This is a genomic window from Microbispora hainanensis, assembly GCF_036186745.1.
Classification (GTDB): domain Bacteria; phylum Actinomycetota; class Actinomycetes; order Streptosporangiales; family Streptosporangiaceae; genus Microbispora.
This window is the reverse complement of record NZ_CP108086.1, coordinates 415789-438758: the sequence shown is the minus strand read 5'-3', so window position 1 is coordinate 438758 and position 22970 is coordinate 415789. Positions and strand designations below refer to the sequence as shown.

At 72.2% G+C, this 22970-nt stretch carries 20 protein-coding genes and 1 tRNA gene; 11 read left to right on the top strand and 10 right to left on the bottom strand.

What is annotated here, in order from left to right:
• The first annotated feature begins 160 nt into the window (after positions 1-160).
• Positions 161-1348 (top strand): hypothetical protein, encoded by a 1188-nt coding sequence (locus OHB01_RS01940; protein WP_240971072.1) that lies wholly within the window; start codon positions 161-163, stop codon positions 1346-1348.
• 36 nt (positions 1349-1384) lie between these two features.
• On the opposite strand, the gene secA2 is transcribed toward OHB01_RS01940, so the two are convergent.
• The gene (gene secA2, locus OHB01_RS01935) at positions 1385-3652 is read right to left on the bottom strand and encodes an accessory Sec system translocase SecA2 (protein ID WP_261985789.1); all 2268 of its coding nucleotides are present in this window, start codon (positions 3650-3652) and stop codon (positions 1385-1387) included.
• Positions 3653-3780: 128 nt separating this feature from the next.
• Between secA2 and OHB01_RS01930 the strand changes: the two genes are divergently transcribed.
• Together OHB01_RS01930 and OHB01_RS01925 are read left to right on the top strand one after the other, a co-directional pair.
• Positions 3781-4137, top strand: a complete 357-nt coding sequence (locus tag OHB01_RS01930) for a VOC family protein (protein ID WP_142645924.1) — start codon at positions 3781-3783, stop codon at positions 4135-4137.
• A 289-nt stretch (positions 4138-4426) separates the two neighbouring features.
• The gene (locus OHB01_RS01925) at positions 4427-5314 is read left to right on the top strand and encodes a DMT family transporter (RefSeq protein WP_328854865.1); all 888 of its coding nucleotides are present in this window, start codon (positions 4427-4429) and stop codon (positions 5312-5314) included.
• Positions 5315-5421: 107 nt separating this feature from the next.
• Here OHB01_RS01925 and OHB01_RS01920 read toward each other — a convergent pair whose 3' ends face one another.
• A complete protein-coding gene (locus OHB01_RS01920; RefSeq protein ID WP_328854864.1) occupies positions 5422-6657 on the bottom strand; it encodes an FAD-dependent monooxygenase in 1236 nt (411 codons plus the stop codon).
• Positions 6658-6725: 68 nt separating this feature from the next.
• Here OHB01_RS01920 and OHB01_RS01915 point away from each other — a divergent pair, with 68 nt between their 5' ends.
• Positions 6726-7310: a TetR/AcrR family transcriptional regulator gene (locus OHB01_RS01915; protein WP_328854863.1), complete on the top strand. Its 585-nt coding sequence runs from the start codon at positions 6726-6728 to the stop codon at positions 7308-7310.
• Positions 7311-7344: 34 nt separating this feature from the next.
• Here OHB01_RS01915 and OHB01_RS01910 read toward each other — a convergent pair whose 3' ends face one another.
• Both OHB01_RS01910 and OHB01_RS01905 read right to left on the bottom strand, forming a co-directional pair.
• Positions 7345-7893, bottom strand: coding sequence for a dihydrofolate reductase family protein (locus OHB01_RS01910; protein WP_328855825.1), 549 nt, complete (start codon positions 7891-7893; stop codon positions 7345-7347).
• Positions 7856-8437, bottom strand: a complete 582-nt coding sequence (locus OHB01_RS01905) for a GNAT family N-acetyltransferase (RefSeq protein WP_142645919.1) — start codon at positions 8435-8437, stop codon at positions 7856-7858. Before OHB01_RS01905 ends, OHB01_RS01910 begins: the two co-directional genes overlap by 38 nt.
• 119 nt (positions 8438-8556) lie before the next feature.
• On the opposite strand from OHB01_RS01905, the gene OHB01_RS01900 reads away from it, so the two are divergent.
• From OHB01_RS01900 to OHB01_RS01885, 4 genes are read left to right on the top strand one after another with little or no spacing between them, the layout of a single operon-like run.
• On the top strand, positions 8557-9507 hold the full coding sequence (locus tag OHB01_RS01900) for a phosphotransferase family protein (RefSeq protein ID WP_147943437.1): 951 nt from the start codon (positions 8557-8559) through the stop codon (positions 9505-9507).
• Positions 9507-10727: an acyl-CoA dehydrogenase family protein gene (locus OHB01_RS01895; protein ID WP_142645917.1), complete on the top strand. Its 1221-nt coding sequence runs from the start codon at positions 9507-9509 to the stop codon at positions 10725-10727. Before OHB01_RS01900 ends, OHB01_RS01895 begins: the two co-directional genes overlap by 1 nt.
• A gap of 6 nt (positions 10728-10733) precedes the next feature.
• On the top strand, positions 10734-11906 hold the full coding sequence (locus OHB01_RS01890) for an acyl-CoA dehydrogenase family protein (protein ID WP_142645916.1): 1173 nt from the start codon (positions 10734-10736) through the stop codon (positions 11904-11906).
• Positions 11903-13072, top strand: a complete 1170-nt coding sequence (locus OHB01_RS01885; RefSeq protein ID WP_328709339.1) for an acyl-CoA dehydrogenase family protein — start codon at positions 11903-11905, stop codon at positions 13070-13072. The genes OHB01_RS01890 and OHB01_RS01885 overlap by 4 nt, the downstream gene beginning before the upstream one ends.
• Before the next feature lie 19 nt (positions 13073-13091).
• Here OHB01_RS01885 and OHB01_RS01880 read toward each other — a convergent pair whose 3' ends face one another.
• Positions 13092-13652, bottom strand: a complete 561-nt coding sequence (locus OHB01_RS01880; protein ID WP_260617136.1) for a TetR/AcrR family transcriptional regulator — start codon at positions 13650-13652, stop codon at positions 13092-13094.
• 277 nt (positions 13653-13929) lie between these two features.
• Between OHB01_RS01880 and OHB01_RS01875 the strand changes: the two genes are divergently transcribed.
• Complete coding sequence (locus tag OHB01_RS01875; RefSeq protein WP_142645913.1) at positions 13930-14697, top strand: nuclease-related domain-containing protein; 768 nt, start codon at positions 13930-13932, stop codon at positions 14695-14697.
• 147 nt (positions 14698-14844) lie between these two features.
• Here the strand turns inward: OHB01_RS01875 and OHB01_RS01870 are convergent, their stop codons facing one another.
• Together OHB01_RS01870 and OHB01_RS01865 are read right to left on the bottom strand one after the other, a co-directional pair.
• Positions 14845-16200: a vWA domain-containing protein gene (locus OHB01_RS01870; RefSeq protein WP_328854862.1), complete on the bottom strand. Its 1356-nt coding sequence runs from the start codon at positions 16198-16200 to the stop codon at positions 14845-14847.
• The gene (locus OHB01_RS01865) at positions 16197-17045 is read right to left on the bottom strand and encodes an AAA family ATPase (protein ID WP_147943434.1); all 849 of its coding nucleotides are present in this window, start codon (positions 17043-17045) and stop codon (positions 16197-16199) included. The genes OHB01_RS01870 and OHB01_RS01865 overlap by 4 nt, the downstream gene beginning before the upstream one ends.
• Before the next feature lie 88 nt (positions 17046-17133).
• Between OHB01_RS01865 and OHB01_RS01860 the strand changes: the two genes are divergently transcribed.
• A tRNA-Lys gene (locus tag OHB01_RS01860) sits at positions 17134-17210 on the top strand.
• Positions 17211-17316: 106 nt separating this feature from the next.
• On the opposite strand, the gene OHB01_RS01855 is transcribed toward OHB01_RS01860, so the two are convergent.
• A complete protein-coding gene (locus OHB01_RS01855; protein ID WP_142645910.1) occupies positions 17317-18219 on the bottom strand; it encodes a helix-turn-helix transcriptional regulator in 903 nt (300 codons plus the stop codon).
• A 101-nt stretch (positions 18220-18320) separates the two neighbouring features.
• Between OHB01_RS01855 and OHB01_RS01850 the strand changes: the two genes are divergently transcribed.
• Positions 18321-19241, top strand: a complete 921-nt coding sequence (locus OHB01_RS01850; protein WP_142645909.1) for an oxidoreductase — start codon at positions 18321-18323, stop codon at positions 19239-19241.
• Between the two features lie 109 nt (positions 19242-19350).
• Here OHB01_RS01850 and OHB01_RS01845 read toward each other — a convergent pair whose 3' ends face one another.
• On the bottom strand, positions 19351-21276 hold the full coding sequence (locus OHB01_RS01845; RefSeq protein ID WP_328854861.1) for a Xaa-Pro dipeptidyl-peptidase: 1926 nt from the start codon (positions 21274-21276) through the stop codon (positions 19351-19353).
• A gap of 127 nt (positions 21277-21403) precedes the next feature.
• Positions 21404-22939, bottom strand: coding sequence for a hypothetical protein (locus OHB01_RS01840; RefSeq protein WP_328854860.1), 1536 nt, complete (start codon positions 22937-22939; stop codon positions 21404-21406).
• Between the last annotated feature and the right edge of the window lie 31 nt (positions 22940-22970).

The window sequence follows — 22970 nt, the reverse complement described above, 5'->3', positions numbered from 1 at the left end:
GGGGGGCGCGTCACATCCGACTTTGCCACCTGATGGGCAGTTAGTCCATAAAGTAAAATTTTCGTCCGAGATGTCGAGATTTGGGGTGTTCTTGGCTTAGTGTCCGGTTACCCAGCCGTGACCAGTCAGGAGATCCCCCATTTCCAGCTACGCGGACCCCATGAACGCCCTGCGGGACCAGGCAAGCCTGGCGAAGGGCGAGACGCACCACGCGGCCACCGTGCCCCAGCATCGGCAGGACGCCCCCGCCCACCTCGCCCCTGAGGCGGGCTCCTCGTACACCGCCGCCGACGCGGGCGCCAGGCCCGCCGTTCCCCCGGTCGGCTGCCCGACCGCCGGAGGCAAGACCGTCCTGTACGTCGGCAAGACGACCGCGTCGTACTTCTGGGACGACGGGTCGGGCGTCAACGGCGACACCGGCGCCCCCGCGTCGGGCGAGCCGATGCAGAAGGGCCTGGCCGCCAGCCCCAGCTGGCCGATGGGAACCAAGGGCTACGTGATCTACCAGGGGAAGAAGGCCGACTTCTTCATCGGCGACCGCGGCCCCGGCATTCCCTCAAGCAGCGGGGTCATGCTCGACCTCGACGGCAAGACGTTCGCCGACCTGACCGGCGGCACCTGGGACACCGGCTCGTACACCGTCGACGACGCGGGCGGGCTCGGCCACATCCCCGTGACGTACGTGATCACCGAGTGGGGCGACGGCCTTGGCAAGACCGGCGCGCCCAGGCCGTTCTCGTCGGGCGCGTACGGGGTCAAGGACCACCCGAAGCCCCCGCCGCCCTGCCCCACCGCGGCTCCCGCCCCCTCCGCGACGCAGGACGCGCAGGCCGCGCAGGACTCCGCTCCCGCGCCCGGGGTCAAGGAGAGCCCGGCCCCCGTGGCCTCGTCCTCGTCGGCGCCTGCCGTGCCGGACGCGCCCGCCGAATCCGCCGCGCCTGCTGCGGCCGCGCCGCCCGCCCCGCCCGCACCATCCGCGCCGTCGGCTCCGCCTCCCGCGGCCGACTCGCCGGGCACGCAGGCCGAGGCCGCCGCAGCCCAGATGTTCCCGCTCTCCGGCGGGGCGGCGGCGAACGCCGGGACCACTCCGGCAACCCTCCAGCAGGTCGCCTCGAAGCCCGTCACGAAGACGGTCACGGAGACCGTGAAGGGGGCGAGGTACGGCGGGGGGATGGCCTCCCCGGCGTTCATCCCGGCGTCGGCCGTGGACGGGCAGGCGGATGAGGCCGTTCCCGCCTTCTCGGTCGCGATCGTGGTGTGCGCGCTCGTCGCCGTGGGCGCCAAGGCCGTGCTGAGCCGTCCCGCCCACGCCGCCGCGCACCACCCGGGCCGCCACCGCAAGCGGTAGGAACGGGGTGCGCCGCGGGCCCCGGCCCGCGGGCGTTCACCGCTTGCGGCGCTTGAGCGCTCCGGCCACGCGCTTGAGCACGCGGTCCCACTCCGAGCCGAACGGATTGTCCTGCACCAGATAGGTCCAGGTGGCCGTGGGCCGCTTGAGACCCTGCTCCGCGAGGTCCCGGGTGACGTCGGCCTTCTCGAAGGTCTCCGTGGACCGCCGCTCGACCTCGTCGAGCATCTCCCGGTAGGCCGGAACGGCCTCGCGGTTGAACTCGTCGAGCGGGTTCAATCGCCCGAGGGCCCGCAGGTGGATGCCCTCGCGGAGGTCGGCGAGGAAGCCGAGGTGCTCGGTCCAGCAGCGGTCGAGGTGATACAGCACGATCTGCCGGGCCGCCCGCTCGACCGCCTCCTCGCCCGCCGCCTCGCACAGCTCGCGGTAGCGCTCCGGGCGGGCCTGCTCCAGGGCCCGCGCCCCGGTGTCGCCGTACAGGACGCGGTCGCGCCGCTCCAGCACCTCCGCCCGCTGGCGCTCCTGCAGCCGCGTGTAGCGCCAGGTGTTGCGGTGGATCTCCAGGTTGACGCCCTCCGCCACGCGCTGGGCGTGCGCCACCAGGGCGGCGGCGTTCGGGTCCCGCACCAGGCCGTCGCGACCGGCCGCGGGCAGCGACTGGTCCGGCGCGTACGCGGTGAGGAGCGTGTCCTCCCCGCTGACGAAGAACACCGAGCCGCCGGGATCGCCCTGCCGTCCGGCGCGGCCCCGCAACTGGTCGTCCAGCCTGCTGCTCTCGTGTCTGCCGGTGCCGATGACGTAGAGCCCGCCGAGCGCGGCGACCTCCCGCTCCTCGTCCGGGTCGCCCGCGCCGAGCCGGATGTCGGTGCCGCGCCCGGCCATCTGCGTGGAGACCGTGATCGCGTCGCGCCGGCCGGCCTTCGCGATGATCTGCGCCTCCTCGGCGTCGTTCTTCGCGTTGAGCACGGCCGCGTCCAGCCCCTTGGCCTTCAGCGCCTCGGCCAGGCGCTCGGACTCGGCGACGTCGAGCGTGCCGACGAGGATCGGCTGCCCGGTGGCGTGCCGGGTCTCGATCTCCTCCAGCAGCGCCCGCTCCTTGTCCTCCAGCGTGGCGAAGATCCGGTCGGGCTCGTCCACCCGTACGCACGGCTTGTTGGGCGGGATGACCGCGACCCTGAGGTCGTAGAACTCGCGCAGCTGCTCGGCGACGGCGATGGCGGTGCCGGTCATGCCGCACACGCGCGGGTAGCGGCGGATGAGGCTCTGCACGGTGAGCGAGTCGAGGATCTCGCCCGTCTCCGACGCCGGCAGGTGCTCCTTGGCCTCGACGGCCGCCTGCAGCCCGTCCGGCCAGCGCTGCAGCACCGCGACCCGGCCGCGCGAGGTGTTGATCAGGTGGACCCGGCCGTCCCTCACGATGTAGTCGACGTCCCTGGTCAGCAGCGCGTGGGCGTGCAGGGCGAGGTTGACCTGCGTCACGACGCCGGGATGCTCGTAGAGATCGATCCCGAGGGCCTTCTCGACCGTGTCGGTGCCCTTGGGGGTGAGGAAGACGCTGCGCCCCTCCTCGTCGATCGTGTAGTGGTAGCCGCGCGACAGCCGCCGTACGAGCGCCGCCATCTCGGGCAGCGCCGTGCCGGGGTCGGCCGCGCCGGCCAGCACGAGCGGCACGCGGGCCTCGTCCACCAGCACCGAGTCGGCCTCGTCGACCAGGGCGACCTCGGGGGCGGGCACGACCAGCTCGGCCGGGTCGGTGCGCAGGCGGTCGCGCAGCACGTCGAACCCCAGCTCGCTGACGGCGCCGTACGTGACGTCGCAGGCGTAGGCCGCCCTGCGCTCCTCGGGAGAGGAGGTCTCGGCGATCCACCCGGCCGTGAGGCCGAGCGTCTCGTAGAGCGGGCCCATCCACTCGGCGTCGCGGCCGGCGAGGTAGTCGTTGACCGAGACCGCGTGGACCCGGACGCCGCGCAGCGCGAACCCGGCCGCCGTCAGCGCGCCGACGAGCGTCTTGCCCTCGCCGGTGGCCATCTGCACGACATGGCCGTCGAGCATGGCGAGCATGCCCACGAGCTGCACGTCGTACGGCCGCTGGCCGAGCGACCGGCGGGCGGCCTCGCGCATCACCGCGCAGAAGTCGGCGGAGCCGACCCAGCCGGGATCGGCGGTGGCGGGGCGAAGGTCGGCGCGCCGGGCGACCTCGCTCTCCAGCTCGCCCGCCTCGGCCACGATCCGCTGGAAGGGGGCCAGATCGACGCTTCCTGGTTTGTCCAGAAACCGCCTGATCCATTCGCCTACCCGTGCCACATCCGCTCCAACGACTCGCTTGCCGGACTGGTTCCACATGCCCGGTTCATGGTCCCACTACTGGTGCCGAATTCCGCGGCCCGGCTACCTGACACTCCCTGACAGGTATACGCGACAGGATGAGGGCCATGACAACGAAAGCGAAGCTCATCGCCGTGACCCTCGACTGCGCCGAGCCGAAGAAGCTCGCCGAGTTCTACTCGCAGATCACCGGATTCCCCGTGCAGTACGCCGAGGACGAGTACGCCGGGATCGGCGACGGCGCGACGAGCATCTTCTTCCAGCGCGTGCCCGACCGGAAGGCACCCTCCTGGCCCGGGCCGGACAAGCAGTTCCATCTCGACTTCCGGGTGCCCGACGTCGCCAAGGCGGTGGAGGAGTACATCGCTCTCGGAGCGACCAAGCCGGAGTTCCAGCCGGGTGACTGGGTGGTGCTCGCCGACCCGGAGGGCCACCTTTTCTGCGTGTGCCCCGAGAGGTCCTGAAGCAGGCACAGTGTAGGTGACCTCGGGACTCGCCCGCTGCGGCGGTCCTGCTGCCGGCCGGGCTGGGCGCCGGCTGAGCTCGGGCCGTCCTGGGATCGATGTGACGACGCGGCGGCGGTGAGCGGTCGGTCCGCCGTCACCCGGCCCCGGGCACGTCGGCGAGGGCGTGGCGGTCAACGGATGCTCGGTGGGGTGCCCGTAAAGCCCCACTTGTGTCGCGGGATCCTGAGGCGCGTGCCGCGTCCCACTAAGCTTGCGTAGTGATTTCTCGACACACCGGCGGGCGCGTATGACCTGGGTGGGAGTGGTGATCGCCCTCGTCGGCGCGCTGGGATACGCCCTGGGCGCGGCGCTGCAGCAGTTCGAAGCGGTGAGCGAGGGGGCGACCCTCGCCCTCGTCAGAAGGCCCCGCTGGTGGATCGGCGGGGTCATCGGTTTCGCCGGGGCGTCCCTGCACGCGGTGGCGCTCAGCGTCGCTCCGCTGGTCGTCGTCCAGCCCGTGAGCGTGGCGACCCTCGTGTTCGCGGTGCCGCTCGCCGCGACGCTGCACGGCAGACGCCCGCGCCGGGCCGAGATCGCCGGGTCGATCGCGGTGGCGGTCGGCCTGCTCGGGCTGATGCTGCTGGTCCCGGCGCACAACGTGACGCCGGTCCTGTCCGACGCGCACGCCCTGGAGCTGATCGGCTGCGTCGCCCTGGTGGTCGCCGTCGTGTTCACCGTGGCCCGCCGGCTCAAGGGCCCGGCCAAGGCGCTGCTGATGGCGGTCGGCGCGGGAGCGGTCACCGCCACCGTGTCCACCTTCGTGCGGGTCGTCGGCGGAGGGCTCCAAGGAGACCTCGGTCACCTGCTCCACTGGTTCACCCTGGCCATCCCGGTGCTGCTGGTCTGCGCCGTGGTGCTGCTCCAGAAGTCGTACGCCGTGGGCTACTTCGGCATCGCCTACGCGGGGGTCCAGGTCGTCGACCCCATCACCTCGGTGACCGCCGGAGCGGTGCTGCTGGGCGAGTCGCTGCCCACGGAAATGAGCAAGGCGATCCCCGCGCTGCTCGCGGCCGGGCTGCTGATCGCCGGGACGATCACGCTCGGCCGTCTCACTCCCGACCATTCCAAGCCCGTCGCCGCACCGGCCGAGCCGGACAGGGTCGGCGACCCGGTGGTCGCGTCCGAGGCCGCCTGACCGCCCGGCCGCCGGTCTCCCGGGCGGCCGGTCTCCTGGGCGGCCGGTTTCCTGGGCGGCCTGTCTCCTTGGTCCACCGGTTTCTTGGGTGGCCGGTCTCCGCGACCTCAGGGCGTCCAGGCGAAGATCTCGTCGCCCTGACGCAGCGCGACGTTGGGCCCCAACCAGCCCGCCGCCCGCATCGCGCCGTCGCGCAGGGCCACGGCCAGCGGGTTGCGCCACCGGGTGAGCCGGCAGATCGCCCGCGACCGCCGCACGATCGGCGTCGTCCGCGCCAGCCGTTCCCGGCTGTAAGCGGCCAATCCCGCCGCCAATCCCGCGGACAATCCCGCGGACAATCCCGCGGACAACCCCGCGGCCAACCCCGCGGACAACCCTGCGGGCAGTCCCGTGGCAGGCCCCGCGGCCGGGTCGCCGCCGGGGGAGACCCGATCGGCGAGTACGACGGCGTCCTCCATGGCCTGGCAGGCTCCCTGCCCGAGGTTGGGGGTCATGGGATGGGCGGCGTCGCCCAGCAGCGCGATCCGTCCCCTGTGGAGGGCGGGCAGCGGGACGTCGAGGCTGTGGATGTCGTGGCGGAGCACGGCCGCGGGGTCGGCCGCCTCCAGCAGTGCCGGGATCGGGTCGTGCCAGCGGCCGAACAACCGGAGCAGCTCGTCCCTCTCGTCCGCCGCGCGCAGGCCCGGCGGCACCGTCGCGGTCGCGTAGCAGTACACCTGGCCACCCGCGAGCGGCATGACCCCGAAGATGAGCCCGCGTCCCCATGTTTCGGAGGCTCCCGTCACGCCGGGCAGCGGCACGATCGCCCGCCAGCTCGTCACGCCCGCGTAGACCGGTGCGGGATGCCCGGGGAACAGAGCGGAACGGATCCGGGAACGGATCCCGTCGGCCGCCACGACGAGGTCGGCCTCGAACGCCTCCGCCGTTCCGGCCACGACGACGCGGCCGGTCGCGGGGTCGACGGACTCGACCGGGGTGTTCACCCGCAGGGCGCGGTGCGGCAGGCGTCCGGCGAGGATGCCGACCAGGGCCGAGCGGGTGAGCAGCACGATGGGGTCGCCATATCGGGCGGCGGCGTCCTCGGCGATGGTCCGTGCCAGCCATCGGCCGTCCGGCAGCCGGACGCCGCTCTGCCCCTGGATGGCGGACAGCTTCCGCACCTCGTCGCCGACCCCGATCACGTCGAGCGCCCGCAGCGCGTTGGGTGCGACCGCCAGCCCCGCGCCCACCGGCTCGATCGAGGGGGCCCGTTCCAGGATCGTCACCTCCCAGCCCTTGTGCGCCAGTGCAAGGGCCGCCGTCAGCCCGCCGATGCCCGCCCCGATCACCACCGCGTGTGCCATGCCCGCCTCCTTGTCACTACAGATGTAGTGAATGTACTACACCTGTAGTCCGCCCCTACGATGTGGGGGTGAGCAGTCAGCGTGCGGTCGTCGTCGCGGACGCGGCCATCGCGATCCTGGCCGAGCGGGGGATGCGCGGCCTCACCCATCGGGCGGTGGACGAGGCCGCGGGGCTGCCGCCGGGCTCCACCTCCAACCACGCGCGTACGCGGGCGGCGCTGCTGGAGCTCACGCTGGCCCGGCTCACCGAGCGCGAGGAGGCCGTGTTCGCCGCCGCGATGGCGCCCGCCGGGGACATGCCCGAAGGCGTGGTCGAGGCGGCCCGGCTGGCGGATCTGCTGGCGCGGACGATGCACGCGGCGATCACCGTGCACCGCGAGACCACGATCGCGCGATACGAGCTTGCGCTGGAGGCGACCCGGCGCCCCGAGCTGCGGGAGATATACGACGACGTGGGACGCCGGATCCGGGAGCAGGTCGTCGCGGCGCTGGCCGCCGCCGGCTCGCCCGATCCGGTGCGGCACGGCCGGCAGATGGTCGCCTACATCGAAGGGCTGCTGTTCGACGCGATCGTGGGGGCGGGGGAGGTGCCGACCCTCGACGAGCTCGGCGCCGCCTTCCGGGAGCTGCTCCGCGTCGTCTCGGGCAGGTGAACCCCGGCCGCCCCGTCGAAGTGTCCGTTCGCCGTCAGGCGGGCTGGTAGACGGTGATGACCACTCCCGTCCCGGTCGCCGCCGACTCGACCAGCCGGAAGTCCCGCAGGCCCGAGCCCAGGTCCGAGCCCGAGCCCAGGTCCGAGCCCGAGCCCAGGTCCGAGCCCGAGCCCAGGTCCGAGCCCAGGTCCGAGCCAGCGTCAGGGAACAGCCGGCGGCCGGAGCCGAGCACGAGCGGGTAGACCAGAAGGACCAGCGTGTCGACGAGGTCGAGCGGCAGCAGCGACCGCACCAGAACCCCGCTGCCGAACACCACCAGGTTCTCCGGCAGCTCCTCCTTCAGGCGGCGCACCGCGTCGGCTGCGTCACCTCCGAGGAGCACGGAGTTCTCCCAGGCGAGGGGTTCGGCCAGGGTGGTGGACGCCACGTATTTCCGGGCGCGGGCGAGAGCCTCGCTGAACGGGTTCGGCGGCTGCTTGGGCCAGTAGCCCGCGAACTGCTCGTAGGTCGTCCGCCCGGCCCCGGATCGACACGCGCCGGGGGACTTATTTCCGGGCGGCCAACAGGCGGGCGCGGTGGGCAGGCCACTCGTCGTCGAGGATCGAATAGAGAGGGCTGTCGCGCCAGGTGCCGTCCGCGCGGCGATACTGCCGCCGGAGCACGCCCTCGCGGACGCCGCCGATGCGCTCGATGGCCGCCTGCGACCGCAGGTTGCGGATGTCGGTCTTCAGCACCACGCGGACGAACCCCAGGGCGAAGGCGTGGTCGAGCAGCAGGACCTTGCACTCGGTGTTGACGGCGGTGCGCCAGTAGGCCCTGCCGTACCAGGTGGAGCCGATCTCCACGCTCTCGTCGAAGCCGTCGACCTCCCAGTAGCCGGTCGAGCCGATCGCCTGGCCGGTCTCCTTGAAGACCACCGCGAACTGGGTGGTGCGCGGGTCGGCGATCAGCTTGTCCACGAGGCGGCGCGTGTCGTCCTCGGTGCGCGGTGTGGGCTCCGGCCGGTGCCGCCAGATCTCCTCGTCGGACGCCGCGAGGAACAGGTCGGGCACGTGGCCGGGGGCGAGCGGCTCAAGGCGTACGACGCGGCCGTCGAGCACGACGGGCGCGGGCAACTTCGCGGTCATGCGGCCGACGTTATCGCCGGTCCCGGCGGTGCGCGGATGGCCACTTCGGGCGGAACGGCGAGGACCACTTCACCGTGACCGTGTCGACATACATACCGTCTGGTCGGTACGCTGACGGGGTGACTCCTGACCCGCCGGGCCTCGACCTCACCCGCCTCGCCGAGCACCTCCAGCGCGAGGGCCTGACCGAAGGACCGCTCACCGCGGAGCTGATCGTGGGCGGCAAGTCCAACCTGACGTACGTCGTCGGGGACGGCACGAGCACGTACGTCGTGCGGCGGCCGCCGCTCGGGCACGTGCTGGCGACGGCGCACGACATGGGCCGTGAATATCGGGTCATGAGCGCGCTCAGGGACACCGGCGTCCCGGTGCCCCGCACCTACCATCTCTGCCGCGACCCGGAGGTCGTCGGCGCGCCCTTCTACGTCATGGAATACGTGGAGGGCGGGCAGCCGCAGCTCACCCCCGATCTCGCCCACGGGCTGGTGGACGTGCTGGCCGCGCTGCACTCGATCACCCCGGAGAGCGTGGGCCTCGGCGACTTCGGCAGGCCGGACGGCTTCCTGGAGCGCCAGGTCGCCCGGTGGAAGCGGCAGCTCGACGCCTCGCGCAGCCGCGAGGTGCCCGGCATCGACGACCTCTACGAGCGGCTCGCCCGCGACGTGCCCGCCTCCGGCGCGCCGGCGATCGTGCACGGCGACTTCAAGCTGGGCAACACGCTCATCGCCGATGACGAGGTGCGGGCCGTGCTCGACTGGGAGATGTCCACGCTCGGCGACCCGCTCACCGACCTGGCGCTGTTCCTCCTCTACGGCGAGTTCGCCTCGCTCGACCGGGGCGCGGCCGGGGACGCGCCGCCCAGCGCCGAGCTGAGCATGCACTACGAGGAGGCGGCCGGCCGCGACCTGTCCCGGCTCGGCTGGTACGTCGGCCTCGCCTGCTTCAAGCTCGCGGTGATCGCCGAGGGCATCCATTTCCGATACACACAGGGGCTCACGGTGGGGGAGGGCTTCGCCGAGGTCGGCGACCAGGTCGCCCCGATCGTCGCCCGCGGGCTGATGGAGGTCTGATGGACTTCGCGTTCGACGCGACCACGAACCGCTACCGCGATCGGCTGCTCGACTTCATGGACGAGTGCGTCTATCCGTCCGAGCACGCCTTCCACGAGCAGGCGGCCGGAAGCGGCTGGAGCCCGCCGCCGATGCTGGAGGACCTCAAGGCCGAGGCCCGCTCGCGCGGCCTGTGGAACCTCTTCCTCCCGCCGTCCGACACCCGGGGCGAGCACGGCGCCGGGCTGACCAACCTCCAGTACGCCCCGCTCGCGGAGATCATGGGCAGGTCGCCCGGCATCGCGCCGCCGGCCACCAACTGCGCCGCGCCCGACACCGGCAACATGGAGGTGCTGGCGGAGTTCGGCAGCGAGTGGCAGCGCAAGGAATACCTGGAGCCGCTGCTGGCCGGGGAGATCAGGTCGGCCTTCGCGATGACCGAGCCCGACGTCGCCTCCTCCGACGCGACGAACATCGCGACCTCCATCAGGAGGGACGGCGGGGAGTACGTCATCAACGGGCGCAAGTGGTTCATCACCGGCGCGATGAACCCGAACTGCAAGGTCTTCATCGTGATGGGCAAGACCGACCCCGAGGCGCCCAAGCACCGCCAGCAGAGCATGGTGCTCGTCCCGCGCGACACCCCCGGTCTCACCGTACGGCGCGGCATGACGGTCTTCGGCTACGACGACGCCGACCACGGCGGGCACGCCGAGGTGGTGTTCGAGGACGTACGGGTGCCGGTGGACAACCTCATCGGCGAGGAGGGCGGCGGGTTCGCCATCGCCCAGGCCCGGCTGGGGCCGGGCCGCATCCACCACTGCATGCGGCTCATCGGCATGGCCGAGCGGGCGGTGGAGCTGATGTGCCGCCGGGTGCTGGAGCGCGAGGCGTTCGGCAAGCCGCTGGCCCGGCAGGGCGTGATCCAGGACTGGATCGCCGAGTCGCGGGTGCGCATCGAGCAACTGCGCCTGCTGGTGCTGAAGACGGCCTGGCTGATGGACACGGTCGGCAACAAGGGCGCGCACACGGAGATCCAGGCCATCAAGATCGCCGGCCCGGCGACGGTGGAGTGGATCCTCGACAAGGCCATCCAGGCGCACGGCGCCGGCGGGATCAGCCAGGACTTCCCGCTGGCGGCGCTGTGGGCGGGCGCGCGGTCGCTGCGGTTCGCCGACGGCCCCGACGAGGTCCACAAGCGGTCGCTGGCCTACCGCGAGCTCAAGAAATACATGGGGTGATATTTCGTGGCATGGGATGAGGCGTCGGTCGCCGAGCGCGCCAGAGCCTTCCTCGCGGAGCACGACCCGGCGGCCATGGACCGCCTGGAGTTCCTGCGCGCCCGGTTCGACGCCGGGCTGGCCTGGGTGCACTTCCCGGAGGGCCTCGGCGGGCTCGGCGCGTCCAGGGACCTGCAGGCCGTGGTCGAGCGGGAGCTGAAGGGCACGCCCGACAACCGGCCGGGCCGGATCGGCATCGGCCTCGGCATGGCCGCCCCGACGATCCTCGCCTTCGGCACCGAGGAGCAGAAGAAGCGCTTCCTGCGCCCGCTGTGGACGGGCGAGGAGGTGTGGTGTCAGCTCTTCAGCGAGCCGGGGGCCGGTTCCGACCTCGCCACGCTGGCCACCCGCGCCGTACGCGAGGGCGACGAGTGGGTGGTGGACGGCCAGAAGGTGTGGACGTCGAGCGCGCACACCGCGCGCTGGGCCATCCTCGTGGCCCGCACCGACCCCGGCGTGCCCAAGCACCGTGGGCTGACCTACTTCGTGTGCGACATGCACGCCCCCGGCGTCGAGGTGCGCCCGTTGCGCCAGATCACCGGAGAGGCCGAGTTCAACGAGGTCTTCCTCACCGGGGTGCGGCTGCCCGACTCGCTGCGGCTGGGCGAGGTGGGCGACGGCTGGCGGGTCGCGCAGACCACCCTCATGAACGAACGGGTCGCCATCGGCGGCACGCCGACCCGGCGCACGATGATGGGCGTCGTCGCCGAGACCTGGCGCTCCCGGCCCGAGCTGCGCACCCACGACCTGCACCAGCGGCTGCTCAAGCTCTGGGTGGACACGGAGGTCATGCGGCTGACCGCCGTACGGCTGCGCGAGCAGCTCGCCGCCGGGCATCCGGGGCCGGAGGGATCGGGCATGAAGCTGGCCTTCGCCCGGCTGCACCAGGAGCTGTCGGGCCTGGAGGTCGAGCTGCTGCGCGAGGACGGCCTGGCCTACGACGACTGGACGTTCCGCCGCCCCGACACGGTCGACTTCGTCGGCCGCGAGGCGGGCTACCGCTACCTGCGCGCCAAGGGCAACTCGATCGAGGGCGGCACCTCCGAGATCCTGCGCAACATCATCGCCGAACGCGTCCTCGGCCTGCCCGCCGAGCCGCGCGCCGACAAGGACGTCGCCTGGAAGGACCTCCCCCGATGACGCTGCTGTACACGGAGGTGGAGGAGGAGCTGCGGGCCGCCGTCCGCGACCTGCTCACCGACACCTGCCCGCCGTCCGCCGTGCTCGACCGGGCCGGCTCGGCCGCCGCGGGCGGCACGCCGTACGACGCGGAGCTGTGGAAGGCGCTCGCCCGCGACATCGGCGTGGCCGGGCTGCTGGTCCCCGAGGAGCTCGGCGGCGCGGGCGCCTCGGCGCGGGAGGCGGCCGTCGTGCTGGAGGAGCTGGGCCGGGCCGTCGCTCCCGTGCCGTTCCTCAGCAGCGCCGTCCTCGCCACCCAGGCATTGCTTGTGGCGGGGGGAGAGGTGGCCGGTGAGCTGCTGGGACGCCTGGCGACCGGTGAGGCGACCGCCGCGCTCGCGGTGTCGTTCGCCGCCTCGCCGTACGCGCCGCCGGCCCCGGTGGCGTCCCTCGGCGAGGACGGCACGGTCACCGGCACGGTCACGGGGGTGATCGGCGCGGAGGCCGCCGACGTCCTGCTCGTCCCGGTGCGGCTCGCGCAGGGCGTGGGGCTGTGCGCGGTCGAGACGTCGCCCACCGTCCAGGGGAGCGCCGAGGAGGCCGTCCGGGTGACGACGGTCACCTCGCTCGACCTGACCCGGCCCATCGCGACCGTCGAGTTCGCGTCGGCCCCGGCGCGGATCGTCGCGCGGGCGGAGGGGCTGGAGCTGCCGTGGGTGTGGGAGGCCCTGGCGCGCGGCGCCGGCCTGCTCGCCTCCGAACAGCTCGGCGTCGCCGAGTGGTGCCTCACCACCACGGTCGCGTACGTGAAGGAGCGCAGGCAGTTCGCCCGTCCCGTGGGGTCGTTCCAGGCGGTCAAGCACCGGCTGGCCGACCTGTGGCTGGAGGTCGTGGGGGCCAGGGCGGCGGCCCGCAACGCGGCGGCCCTGCTGGCGGAGGCGCCCGCCGCGGGACCGCTCGGCGACGAGGCGGCCGTGGCGGTCGCGGTGGCGCAGGCCCACTGCGGGGCGGTCGCGGTGCACGCCGCGGAGGAGTGCGTGCAGCTTCACGGCGGCATCGGGATGACCTGGGAGCACCCCGCGCATCTTTATCTCAAGCGGGCCAAGGCCGATCAGATCGGGCTGGGCACGCCGGGCGACCACCGCGACGCGCTCGCCGGCCCGGCGGGCCTCCCCGCGCCCATGTGAGCCGTGGTGCCGGGCGTGATCAGGGTCGCAGCGAGTTGAGCAGGAGGTCGGCGAAGTGGCGGCCGACCTCCTGGCCGGTCAGCGGGCCGTCCGGGTGATACCAGGTGCCGAGGTGGTGGACCGAGCCGAAGAAGAAGTCGACCACCATCTCGGCGGGGATGTCGTCGCGGAAGACGCCGTCGCGCTGCCCCTCGACCACGAGGTCGCGGAACCGCTCGTGATAGCGCCGCCGCTCGGCCCGCACGCTCTTGTACGTCTCCGGCGCGAGCTGGTGCATCGACCTGAAGAAGATCTTGGAGTCGTCGAGGTTGTCGACCGTGGTCACCACCACGTCCGTCGCGGCGGCGTGCAGCCGCTCGGCCACCGGGCCCTCCGCGTCGGCGAACCGGTTGAGGCGCTCCATCTGCAGGCGCAGCACCCGGGCGTAGATCTCGTGGAGCAGGTCGTCCTTGGAATCGAAGTAGTGATACATGGCGCCCTTGGTGACGCCGGCGGCCGCGACGATCTCCTGCACCGACGTGCTCTCGAAACCCCGCTGGGCGAACAGCCGGGTGGCCTCGGCGAGCAGGCGCTGCCGCACCGGCTCCTCCAGGGACCCGTTCGCGCGGTCCCCCGTTGCGCGGCGTTCTCCGGCGGCGCTGCGCTCTCGGGCTGCGCTGTGTTGTCGGGCTGCGCTGTGCTCCCTGGCTGCGCGGCGGGCCATTGCCGACCTCCTCTGTCTCTCAAGTCAAGCATACCGACTGGTCGGTCAAGTGTCGGCACTGGCGTAATTGCGCTACTTCCCTCACCTTAGGAGGGTTGGGATTCCCGCTCGGGTATCCCGGAGAAAGCCGCATGCCTAGTGTGGGGGGTTTCGCGTGCCCAGTGGGTCCATTTACGTCCCGAAGGATGAGAAGTTCACGGGCGCATCGCCGCAGAACCTGTACGAGACGTTCTGGTTCGCCGGACGCAAGAACCGCATCCGGGTGCGGGCCGCCGTCGCCTTCGCGGGGTTCGTCATCGGCAACCTGGTGGGCCCGCGGTTCGGCCTGAACATGTTCGCCGCCGGTGTCGGCCTGGGCGTCCTCGCGGGCGGCACCGACCTGTTCATCGCCTGGCGCCTGCACGAGCGTACGGCCGTGTGGCGGGGCAAGCGCCGTGGCGAAGTGCGCACCGGGCGGCTGCTGCGGTTCGCACTGCGCCGGCACGGCTATCGCGTGATGGACGGCCGGGCCGTCCCCGGCGAGGCGTCGATCGACCACCTCGTCATCGGGCCGGGCGGCATCTGGATCGTGGACAACGAGGCGTGGTCGCCCGACACCCTGATCGCGCGCTACGGCGAGCGGCTGTTCTTCGACGAGAAGTTCGGCACCTCGGTCGCCAAGGGGCTCATCTCCGCCGCCGGGTCGATGGCCGGGCTGCTGACCAAGGAGACCGGCATCGAGGTCTCCATCGACCCGGTGCTCGCCGTACACGGCGGGAAGATCAAGGCCAGGGGCGGCGTGCTGCACGGCGAGGGGCTGACCGTCGCCTACCCGTGGAGGGTCGCCCGCTGGATCCGCGCGCACGGGTCCGGGACGTTCACCGAGGAGCAGATCGAACTGCTGGCCCGTACGGCGGCCCGCATCCTGCGCCGCATGAGCTGAGCCGAGCCGAGCTGAGCCGGGCGGCCCGCGGCCGTGTCGATTCGGGCGAAGGGAATCGACTCGGGCCGGTGTCTCTCAGGCCGTGTCCGTCAGGCCGTGTCCGTCAGGCCGTGTCCGTCAGGCCGGTGTCCGTCAGGCAGGCGTCTCTCAGGCCAGTGTCTCGACGAAGGCGGCGAGCTGGGCGACGTTGCGGCACTCGTGCATGGGCACGACCGAGCCGTACGCCGTGGCGAGGGAGTCCCCGGTGTCCCACTGGGCCCGGGGCTCCGGGTTGAGCCAGTAGGCGTGCCTGGCCTGCCCGGCCAGCCGCTTCAGCGTGCCCAGCGCCGGCACCTGATAGTTCGACCTGGCGTCGCCGAGGATCAGCAGCGACGTCCGGGGGCCGACGGCGTCGGGGAAGCGTTCGGCGAAGCGCTCGAAGACGTGGCCATAGTCGGTGCGGCCGAACCTGACGATGTCGGCCTCGTCGGTGAGGCGGCCGATGGCGTCCAGCACGTCCGCGCCCGGGGCGAACAGGTCCGTGATCTCGTCCACGGTGTCCACGAACGCGAACGCCCGCACCTTGGTGAACTGCTCCCGGAGTGCGAACGTCAGCAGCAGAGTGAAGTGCGAGAACGTGGAGACCGAGTCGCTGGCGTCGCACAGCACCACCAGCTCGGGCCGGTGCGGGCGGGGCGGGCGCAGGTGCGTGGTGAGCGGCACCCCGCCCGTGGACAGCGAGGCCCGCACCGTACGCCGGAAGTCGAGCCGCCCGCGCCGCCCCCGCTTCTGCCGGATCGACAGCCGCGTGGCCAGGCGGCGGGCGAGGGGATAGACCTCCCGGCGCAGCCGGGCCAGCTCCTCCTTGGTCGCGCGCAGGAAGTCGACCCGGTCGATCGGCGGCCGGACCGTCGACCTGGCGATCTTCTCGACGCCCGACTCCTCGGCGATCCTGCGGCGTACGTCGGAGGCCACCGCCTCGGTGAAGGCTTCGATGGTCCGAGAGATGTGTCGTCTGGCGACCTTCTCCGGCAGGCCGCCGCGCTCGTCGAGCATGGCCGCCAGCATCCGGGCCACCAGCGTCTCCGGCGACAGCGCGCGCAGCACCGGGAAGGAGAACCACGACTGCCTGCCGGGGGCCGCCTGGACCTGCCCGAACCGTCCGACCATCGCCCGCGCGAACTCCCGGAACGTGGGGTCGGCCGGGTCGCCCATCAGCAGCTCCGCCAGCCGCTCACGCAGCTCCGGCAGCGCGGCGTCGTCGGGGACGTCCGTGCTCGCGGCCGGACCGGTCACCGGCGGGAACCACAGGTCGAAGAGCAGGTCGAACCCCGGCCGGTGGGCGGGCCGCTTCACCAGCGTCGCGGCGTACGCCTCGCGCAGCGTCTCCCGCTCGGCCAGGTCGATGACCATGAGCGCGTGGGCCGCGTCCAGGCCCTCGGCCGGGGAGACCGGCAGCCCGGCCTCCCGCAGGGCGTGGACGAACCCCACGTGCCGGTCCACGAGGGACGCCGGAGCCGTCATGACCGGGACGGCAGGCCGAGCTCCTTGGCGGCCCGCACCTGGTCGGAGTTGTGCTTGAGCACCACGCCCAGCGTCGCGCCGATCAGCGCCTCGTCCAGCTCCGTGCGGCCCAGCGCGAGCAGGGTGTGCGCCCAGTCGACGGTCTCCGCGATCGACGGCGACTTCTTCAGCTCCAGCCCCCGCAGCGTGGCCACCGTACGGGCGAGCTGGTCGGCGATGCTCGCGGGCAGCCCGGGGATCTGCGCGAGCAGGATGTCGCGCTCTCGTTCCGGCGTGGGGTAGCCGAGGTGGAGATAGAGGCAGCGCCGCTTGAGCGCCTCCGACAGCTCGCGGGTCGCGTTCGAGGTCAGCACGACGTACGGCCGGCGCGCGGCGGTGATCGTGCCCAGCTCGGGGATCGTGATCTGGTAGTCGGACAGGATCTCCAGCAGCAGCCCCTCGACCTCGACGTCGGCCTTGTCGGTCTCGTCGATGAGCAGCACGGTGGGCTCCTCGCTCCTGATCGCCCGCAGGAGGGGGCGTTCGAGCAGGAACTCCTCGGAGAAGATGTCGTCCCAGGCGCCGTCGTCGGCCTGGATGCGCAGCAGTTGCTTCTTGTAGTTCCACTCGTACAGGGCACGCGCCTCGTCCAGGCCCTCGTAGCACTGCAGGCGGATGAGCCGCGCGCCGGTGGCCCGCGCCACGGCCTTGGCGAGCTGGGTCTTGCCCACCCCCGCCGGGCCCTCGGCCAGCAGCGGCTTGCCCAGCGCCCCGGCCAGGAACACCGATGTCGCGATGCCGTCGTCGGCAAGGTAGTCGACGGCCGCCAGCCGCCCCCGGACCTCGTCAGGCGAGGCGAACCACATGTGCGCTCCCAACCGCTGAACCGAATGTTGTTCTACTCTAACCGGATTTTGTGTGATCTGGCTGCTGCGGTAACCTCTAAGAGCTTTCGCGCCGCTAGCTCAGTTGGTTAGAGCAGCTGACTCTTAATCAGCGGGTCCGGGGTTCGAGTCCCTGGCGGCGCACCAGCGAGAAACCCCAGGTCGGCATCGTCGGCCTGGGGTTTCTGCTGTCGCGGGCGGCGGCCTGGCGATCCTCCTGGGGCTCTTCCTGCTGCTGATCGCCGCCACCCTGCTATCGAGCGGCTGACGGCCGCGGGGTTCCCTCGGCCCGGGCCTTCCCCGCCGCCGAGGTGGCGTACAGGGACGCGAGCAACTGGAGGCGTTCGGCGTCCGCGCTGCCGGGCTCGGCGGTGTGGACGAGCAGGACCGGCCCGGGATCGCCGGGCAGGGGATAGACGTCCCAGTCGAGGGTGATGTCGCCGACCTGCGGGTGCCGGAACAGCTTCGTCCCGTGGACGGTCTCACGCACCTCGTGGCGGGCCCAGAGCCGGCGGAAGTCCGCGCTGCGGATGCTCAGCTCGCCGATGACCTCCCGGGCGCGCGGATGGTCCGGGTCGGTCGCGACGGCGGCCCGCAGCATGCCGATGTACTGCAGGGCGGTGGCCTCCCAGTCGGGGCAGCGCCCACGGGCCCCGGGGTCCTCGAACAACGCCATGAGCAGGTTCCGCCGCCCCGGCGGCAGGGTGTCCGGATCGCCGAGCAGTGCCTCGGCGAGGGTGTTCCACGCGAGCACGTCGAGGTGCCGGCCGAGCACGACCGCCGGGGTGGCAATGACGTGCAGCAGGCGCCGGGTGCTGTCCGGCACGCGTTCCGGCGCCCGGCGGGTGCGGACGGCCGCCGGCCGCCGCGCCGCCCGGGCGAGGGTGAACAGGTGCCGCCGTTCCTCGTCGTCGAGGTCGAGCGCGGAGGCGATGGCGTCGAGCACGTCGTCGGAGGGCCGCACTTCACGGCCCTGCTCCATACGCTGGTAGTAATCGGTGCTCAGCCCGGCCAGCAGCGCGACCTCCTCGCGCCGCAGCCCGGTCACCTTGCGCCGGGGCCCCGGCTCCAGGCCGACGTCCTGCGGGCGCAGCCGACCGCGGCGGGTACGCAGGAAGTCGCCGAGCTCACGGGCGTACGGGTGGTTGACGGCCATGCCGACAGTCTGCCGCCGTGGTCCGCGCCCAAGGTAGGTCTGTGGTTCCCAGGCACCCGCGTACGACCGAACCCCGGCGATCCCGTCCTAGCGTCGCCGCCATGAGCGAATGGAACGCCAGTCACATCCCCGGCCAGCAGGGCCGGGTCGCCGTCGTCACCGGCGCGAACTCGGGGCTCGGCCTGGTCACCGCGACCGAGCTCGCCCGGCACGGCGCCCACGTCGTGATGGCCGTACGCAACACCGCCGCGGGCGAGCGGGAGGCCGAGACGATCCGGCGCTCCGCGCCCGGGGCCGAGATCGAGGTGCGGGAGCTCGACCTGGCCTCGCTCGCGTCGGTGCACGCGTTCGCGAAGGACCTCGCCGCGGACTTCCCGGCGATCGACCTGCTGGTCAACAACGCGGGCGTGGTCCTCCTCGGCCCCGCCCGCACGACGGCCGACGGGTTCGAGCTCCAGCTCGGCACCAACATGCTGGGCCACTTCGCCCTCACCGGCCTGCTGCTCGGCAACCTCGGCCGGGCGGACGCGGCACGGGTGGTCGGCCTCAGCTCGATCACCCACAAGAACGCCCACCTCGACTTCGACGACCTGATGTCGCGGCGCGACTTCGGCGCGAGCCGCGCGTACGGCCGCTCCAAGCTCGCCACCACCGTCTTCGGCCTCGAACTCGACCGCCGCCTGCGCGCCGCGGGCTCACCGGTCGTCAGCGTCCTCGCCCACCCCGGGCTGTCCAGAAGCAATCTCACTCCCCGGGCCTGGGAGCATCGCGGCCGGCTCGGCCGGATCATTGCCCGAGCCGGGCTGCTGGTGACGCAGCCCGCCGAGCGGGGGGCGCTGCCCCAGCTCTTCGCCGCCACCGCCCCCGGCGTACGCGGCGGTCAGTTCTTCGGACCGTCCGGCCCCTGGGAGACGCGCGGCCGGGTCGTGGAGGTCCGCCCCAGCGCGGAGGCGGCCGACCCGAGCGTCGGCCGCCGCCTCTGGACCACCGCCGAGTCCCTGACCGGCGTCACCTATCTCTGACCCCGCGTCCTGGCTTCCCGTCGGCATGACGCTGGATCTACGCTGAACCCGCTCGTACGGCGGCGCCGGGACGGGGGTCCCGGCGCCGCGTCACCAGACGGTCAGGGGATCAGTAGAGCTTGTTGTCCGGCACCGGCAGGTCGATCTGCTGGGGACCGTGCCAGGTGCCCTTGTCCTTGGGAATGTCGCCGCCGTTCAGCGCGTGGCCCACGCCGAGCACGAGCGGAATCTCCACCCGGCTCTTGTGCAGGTCGACGGTGACGGTGGTGCCGGTGGCCCGCTCGCCGCTGTAGTTCGAGTCGGTGCCGGCGATCACCAGCCCGATCCTGTGGCCCTTCTTGAAGACGTACTCCTGCGGCAGCGTCTTCCACTTGACCTGCGCGTACGTGCCGGGGGTCAGCGGCGAGGACTCGGAGAGCGAGTCGCGGTTCTGCGCGTCGATCCAGCCGCGGGCCACGACCTCCAGCGGCCGTGTGGCCAGGTTGGTGGCGACCTTCTTGTAGCAGGCGTCGTCGTCGGCGGTGCTGTCGCCGTGGCAGTCCTCTTCGGCGAGGGTGGTGATGCCCTGTCCACGGCGCCAGTCGACCCGGGTGTCCTCGCCGAAGTCGACGAGAAGCGCGGTCAGGTTCGAGGCCGGCGTGTCGAGCGAGACCCGCAGGTCCACCTCGGGCGTGCCCGACATACGCAGGTCGCGCGGCAGCTCGCCGGTGGTGAAGGCGATCCGTCCGGCCTTGGCCGTGCCGACATCGGCGACCATCGCGTCCTCCGACTGGCGGACGTCGGTGAAGCTCGCGGTCTCGCCGTTCTTGCCGGGCTTGAGGTTCAGCGAACCGTCGGCGGACGGACGGAAGAAGTGGGTCGAGGCGGCAGGCGTCGGCCAGTCGCTCTGGGTGACCCAATCGGCCGGGCCGACCTGCACGTCGGCGCGCGGCTCCCGCATGATCCCGTTGTTCACGCCGAGCAGCCAGTAGTCGAACCACCGGTGCAGCGTGTCGACCCACAGGTCGCGGCGCCCTTCGAAGTCGAAGGGGTCCACGTGCTGATACTGGCCGACCCAGATCTTGCGCGGCACGTTCCGCTCGGCGAGCGCCTGCCACCACACCGAGAAGTTGTCGGGCTTGACGTTCAGGTCGTTGACCGTATGCACGACGAAGACGCTGGCGTGCACCTTCGAGGCGTCGCCGAGCGACCCGGCGACGTAGTCGCGCTCGGCCCAGAAGCCGTTGTAGTTGCCCGTGGTGTCGTCGGCGTCGACGTCGAGCTGGGCCCGCTTGGCCGCGCACTTGGCGGCCGGGTCGGTGTCGACGGCCCGGGACAGGTACGACATGTAGTTGAAGTTGTAGATGACGCCGTTGGAGCGCTGGTACTTGTACCAGGAGCTGATGGCGGAGATCGGGACGATCGTCTCCAGGCCCTCGACCCCGGTCGCCGCGACCGCGTTGGCCAGCGTGCCGTCGTACGACTTGCCGATCATGCCGGCCTTGCCGGTGCTCCAGTCGGCCACGGCGGGGGAGCCGTCGTCGTGGAAGGCGGGGGCGCGGCCGTTCAGCCAGTCGATGACCGCCCTGCCGCCCAGCACGTCGGCCCTGCCGCCGACGTCCGGGCAGCCGTCGGACTTCGTGGTGCCGACCATGTCGACGTTGAGCACGGCGTATCCGCGCGGCACGAAGTAGTTGTCGTAGAACAGCGGGAACTTCACGGGCTCGCCCGCCGCGTCGTACACCTTGCGCTCGGACTCGTTGCCGCGCCCGGAGTTGTCGTAGTAGGGGCTCTCGTCGATGATCGTCGGCACCTTGAGCCCGGGGCCCGACTCCCTGGGCCGGATGATGTCGACCCTGACCCGGTCGAGGCGGCCGTCGGAGTCGCTGTCGACGCTCGACTCGACGTAGACGTGCTCGCGGATGGCGTCGGCGTAGGAGAAGACCGGTTGGGTGCGTCCCTTGTCGACGGTGATGGCCGGACCGGTGGCCGCGTGGGCCGGGACCGCGCCGATCGCGGCCACGGCGACCGCGGCGATGGCTGCTCGTAACAGCACGGAGAGCCTCCAGAGGGGGTGTGGAAATCCCCCGCAAATCTCCATGCGTGCCGGTTTGCCGACAAGATCCCTTTATGCGATCGACATCACCTTGATCCTGCTGTGTGACAGAAGTGGTTCACGGGGGTCAGGGGGCGTTGTGAGATCGCGGCCGGTTCATCGGGCTGACGAACACCGGCGTGCCGGAGACGGCCAGGCACAGCCGCCGGTCGCGGACCTCGACGGGGTGCGGCTCGCCGAACGCGTCCACGGCGGTCGCGGCGGACGCCGGCCAGGGCCAGGAGACGGCGACGGGCGGCAGATCCTCCTCGTCGACCGCGCCCCGCCCGTCCCACAGCACGAGCAGCGGCTCCTGTCCGGCACGCTCGACCTCGAACGCGTACAGGCCGGGCGCGTCGGCGAACGGGACGCGGGTCACCCGCCGGGCGTCCGCGAGCTGCGCCGTGAGCAGGGCGAAGGTGTCCGCCGCCGGGTGCCGTACGGCGAGCTCGCCGTCCCGGTAGCCGAGCATGGCGAGCTTGCCGAACATCAGATGCATGATCTGCAGCGGATCGGCCGGGCCGGGCACCTCGGGCGCGAGGTTCCAGTGGAGGGTGCGGCGGACCCCGGCGGCGAGCGCCTGCAGGGTGCACGCGACCAGTTGGCGGCAGTTGATCCGGTGTCGCCGGGCCTCCAGCTCGGGCGGGCACCCCTCCATGAACATCTGCAGCCGGGGCGGGAGCTGCGGCATCCGGGCGTACAACGCGGCCATGGCCCGCCGCTCCGGGGTGTCCTGCCGCGCCCTCGCGGCCAGCTCTCTCGTGCTCTGCACGGCTGGCTGGCTCGTGCTCTGCACGGCTGGCTGGCTCGTGCTCTGCACCTGCCCGCCCGCGTCGGCGAACGCCTTGGCGAACACCTCGTACATCACGGCCTGCGCTTCGGGGAACTCGAACGGCACGGGCGCGGCGTACTCGCCCGCCACCACCGGCCGGAGACAGCCGTGCGCCCGCATCAGCTCCCGTACGGCCTCGATGTGGGCGGGGACCGCGGCGGCATCACCGTAAAGGTGCACGTCGAACAGGTCGAAGGCGTCCCGGCCGCCGCGCAGCACCTGCTCGAAGAAGCGCCACGGCTCGCTTCCCGGCTCCCCGCCGAGCACGTCGTAGCCGCACCCGCCGAGCACCACGGCGGCCGCGGGGTCGGCCTCCTTGACCGCGGCGTACATGACCTTGAGCTGCGCGACGTACTCGTCGGCGGTGCCCGCCCACAGCAGGTCGGTGTTGCTCGGCTCGTTGTCGCACTGCCAGTAGTGCACCCGCCCGGCGCAGCGCCGCACCACCCGGCGGACGAACTCGACGTACGCGTCCAGGTCGAGCGCGGGGGAGGGCGGCAGGAAGTCGGTCGGCGTCCGGGTCGCCCAGGGGGAGCTGGAGCACAGCGTGATCCAGACCTCCTCGTCGCCGTCGAGCTGGCCGAGCAGCGCGTCGACCACGTCCCAGCGGTAGTGGCCCGGCTCGGGCTCGACCTGGCTCCAGTAGACGTACGCCCGGAGGATCCCGGCCCCCAGCGACCGGGCCTGGGGGATGAACGTGCCGGGCGGGCCGAACAGGCCGTAGCTGACGCCCCTCACCACGCCCAGCCGGATCCCCTGGGGTTCGTACGCGTCGGTCGTCTCCTGTGCCATCGGTGCCTCCGTAAGTTTATGACGTACACAT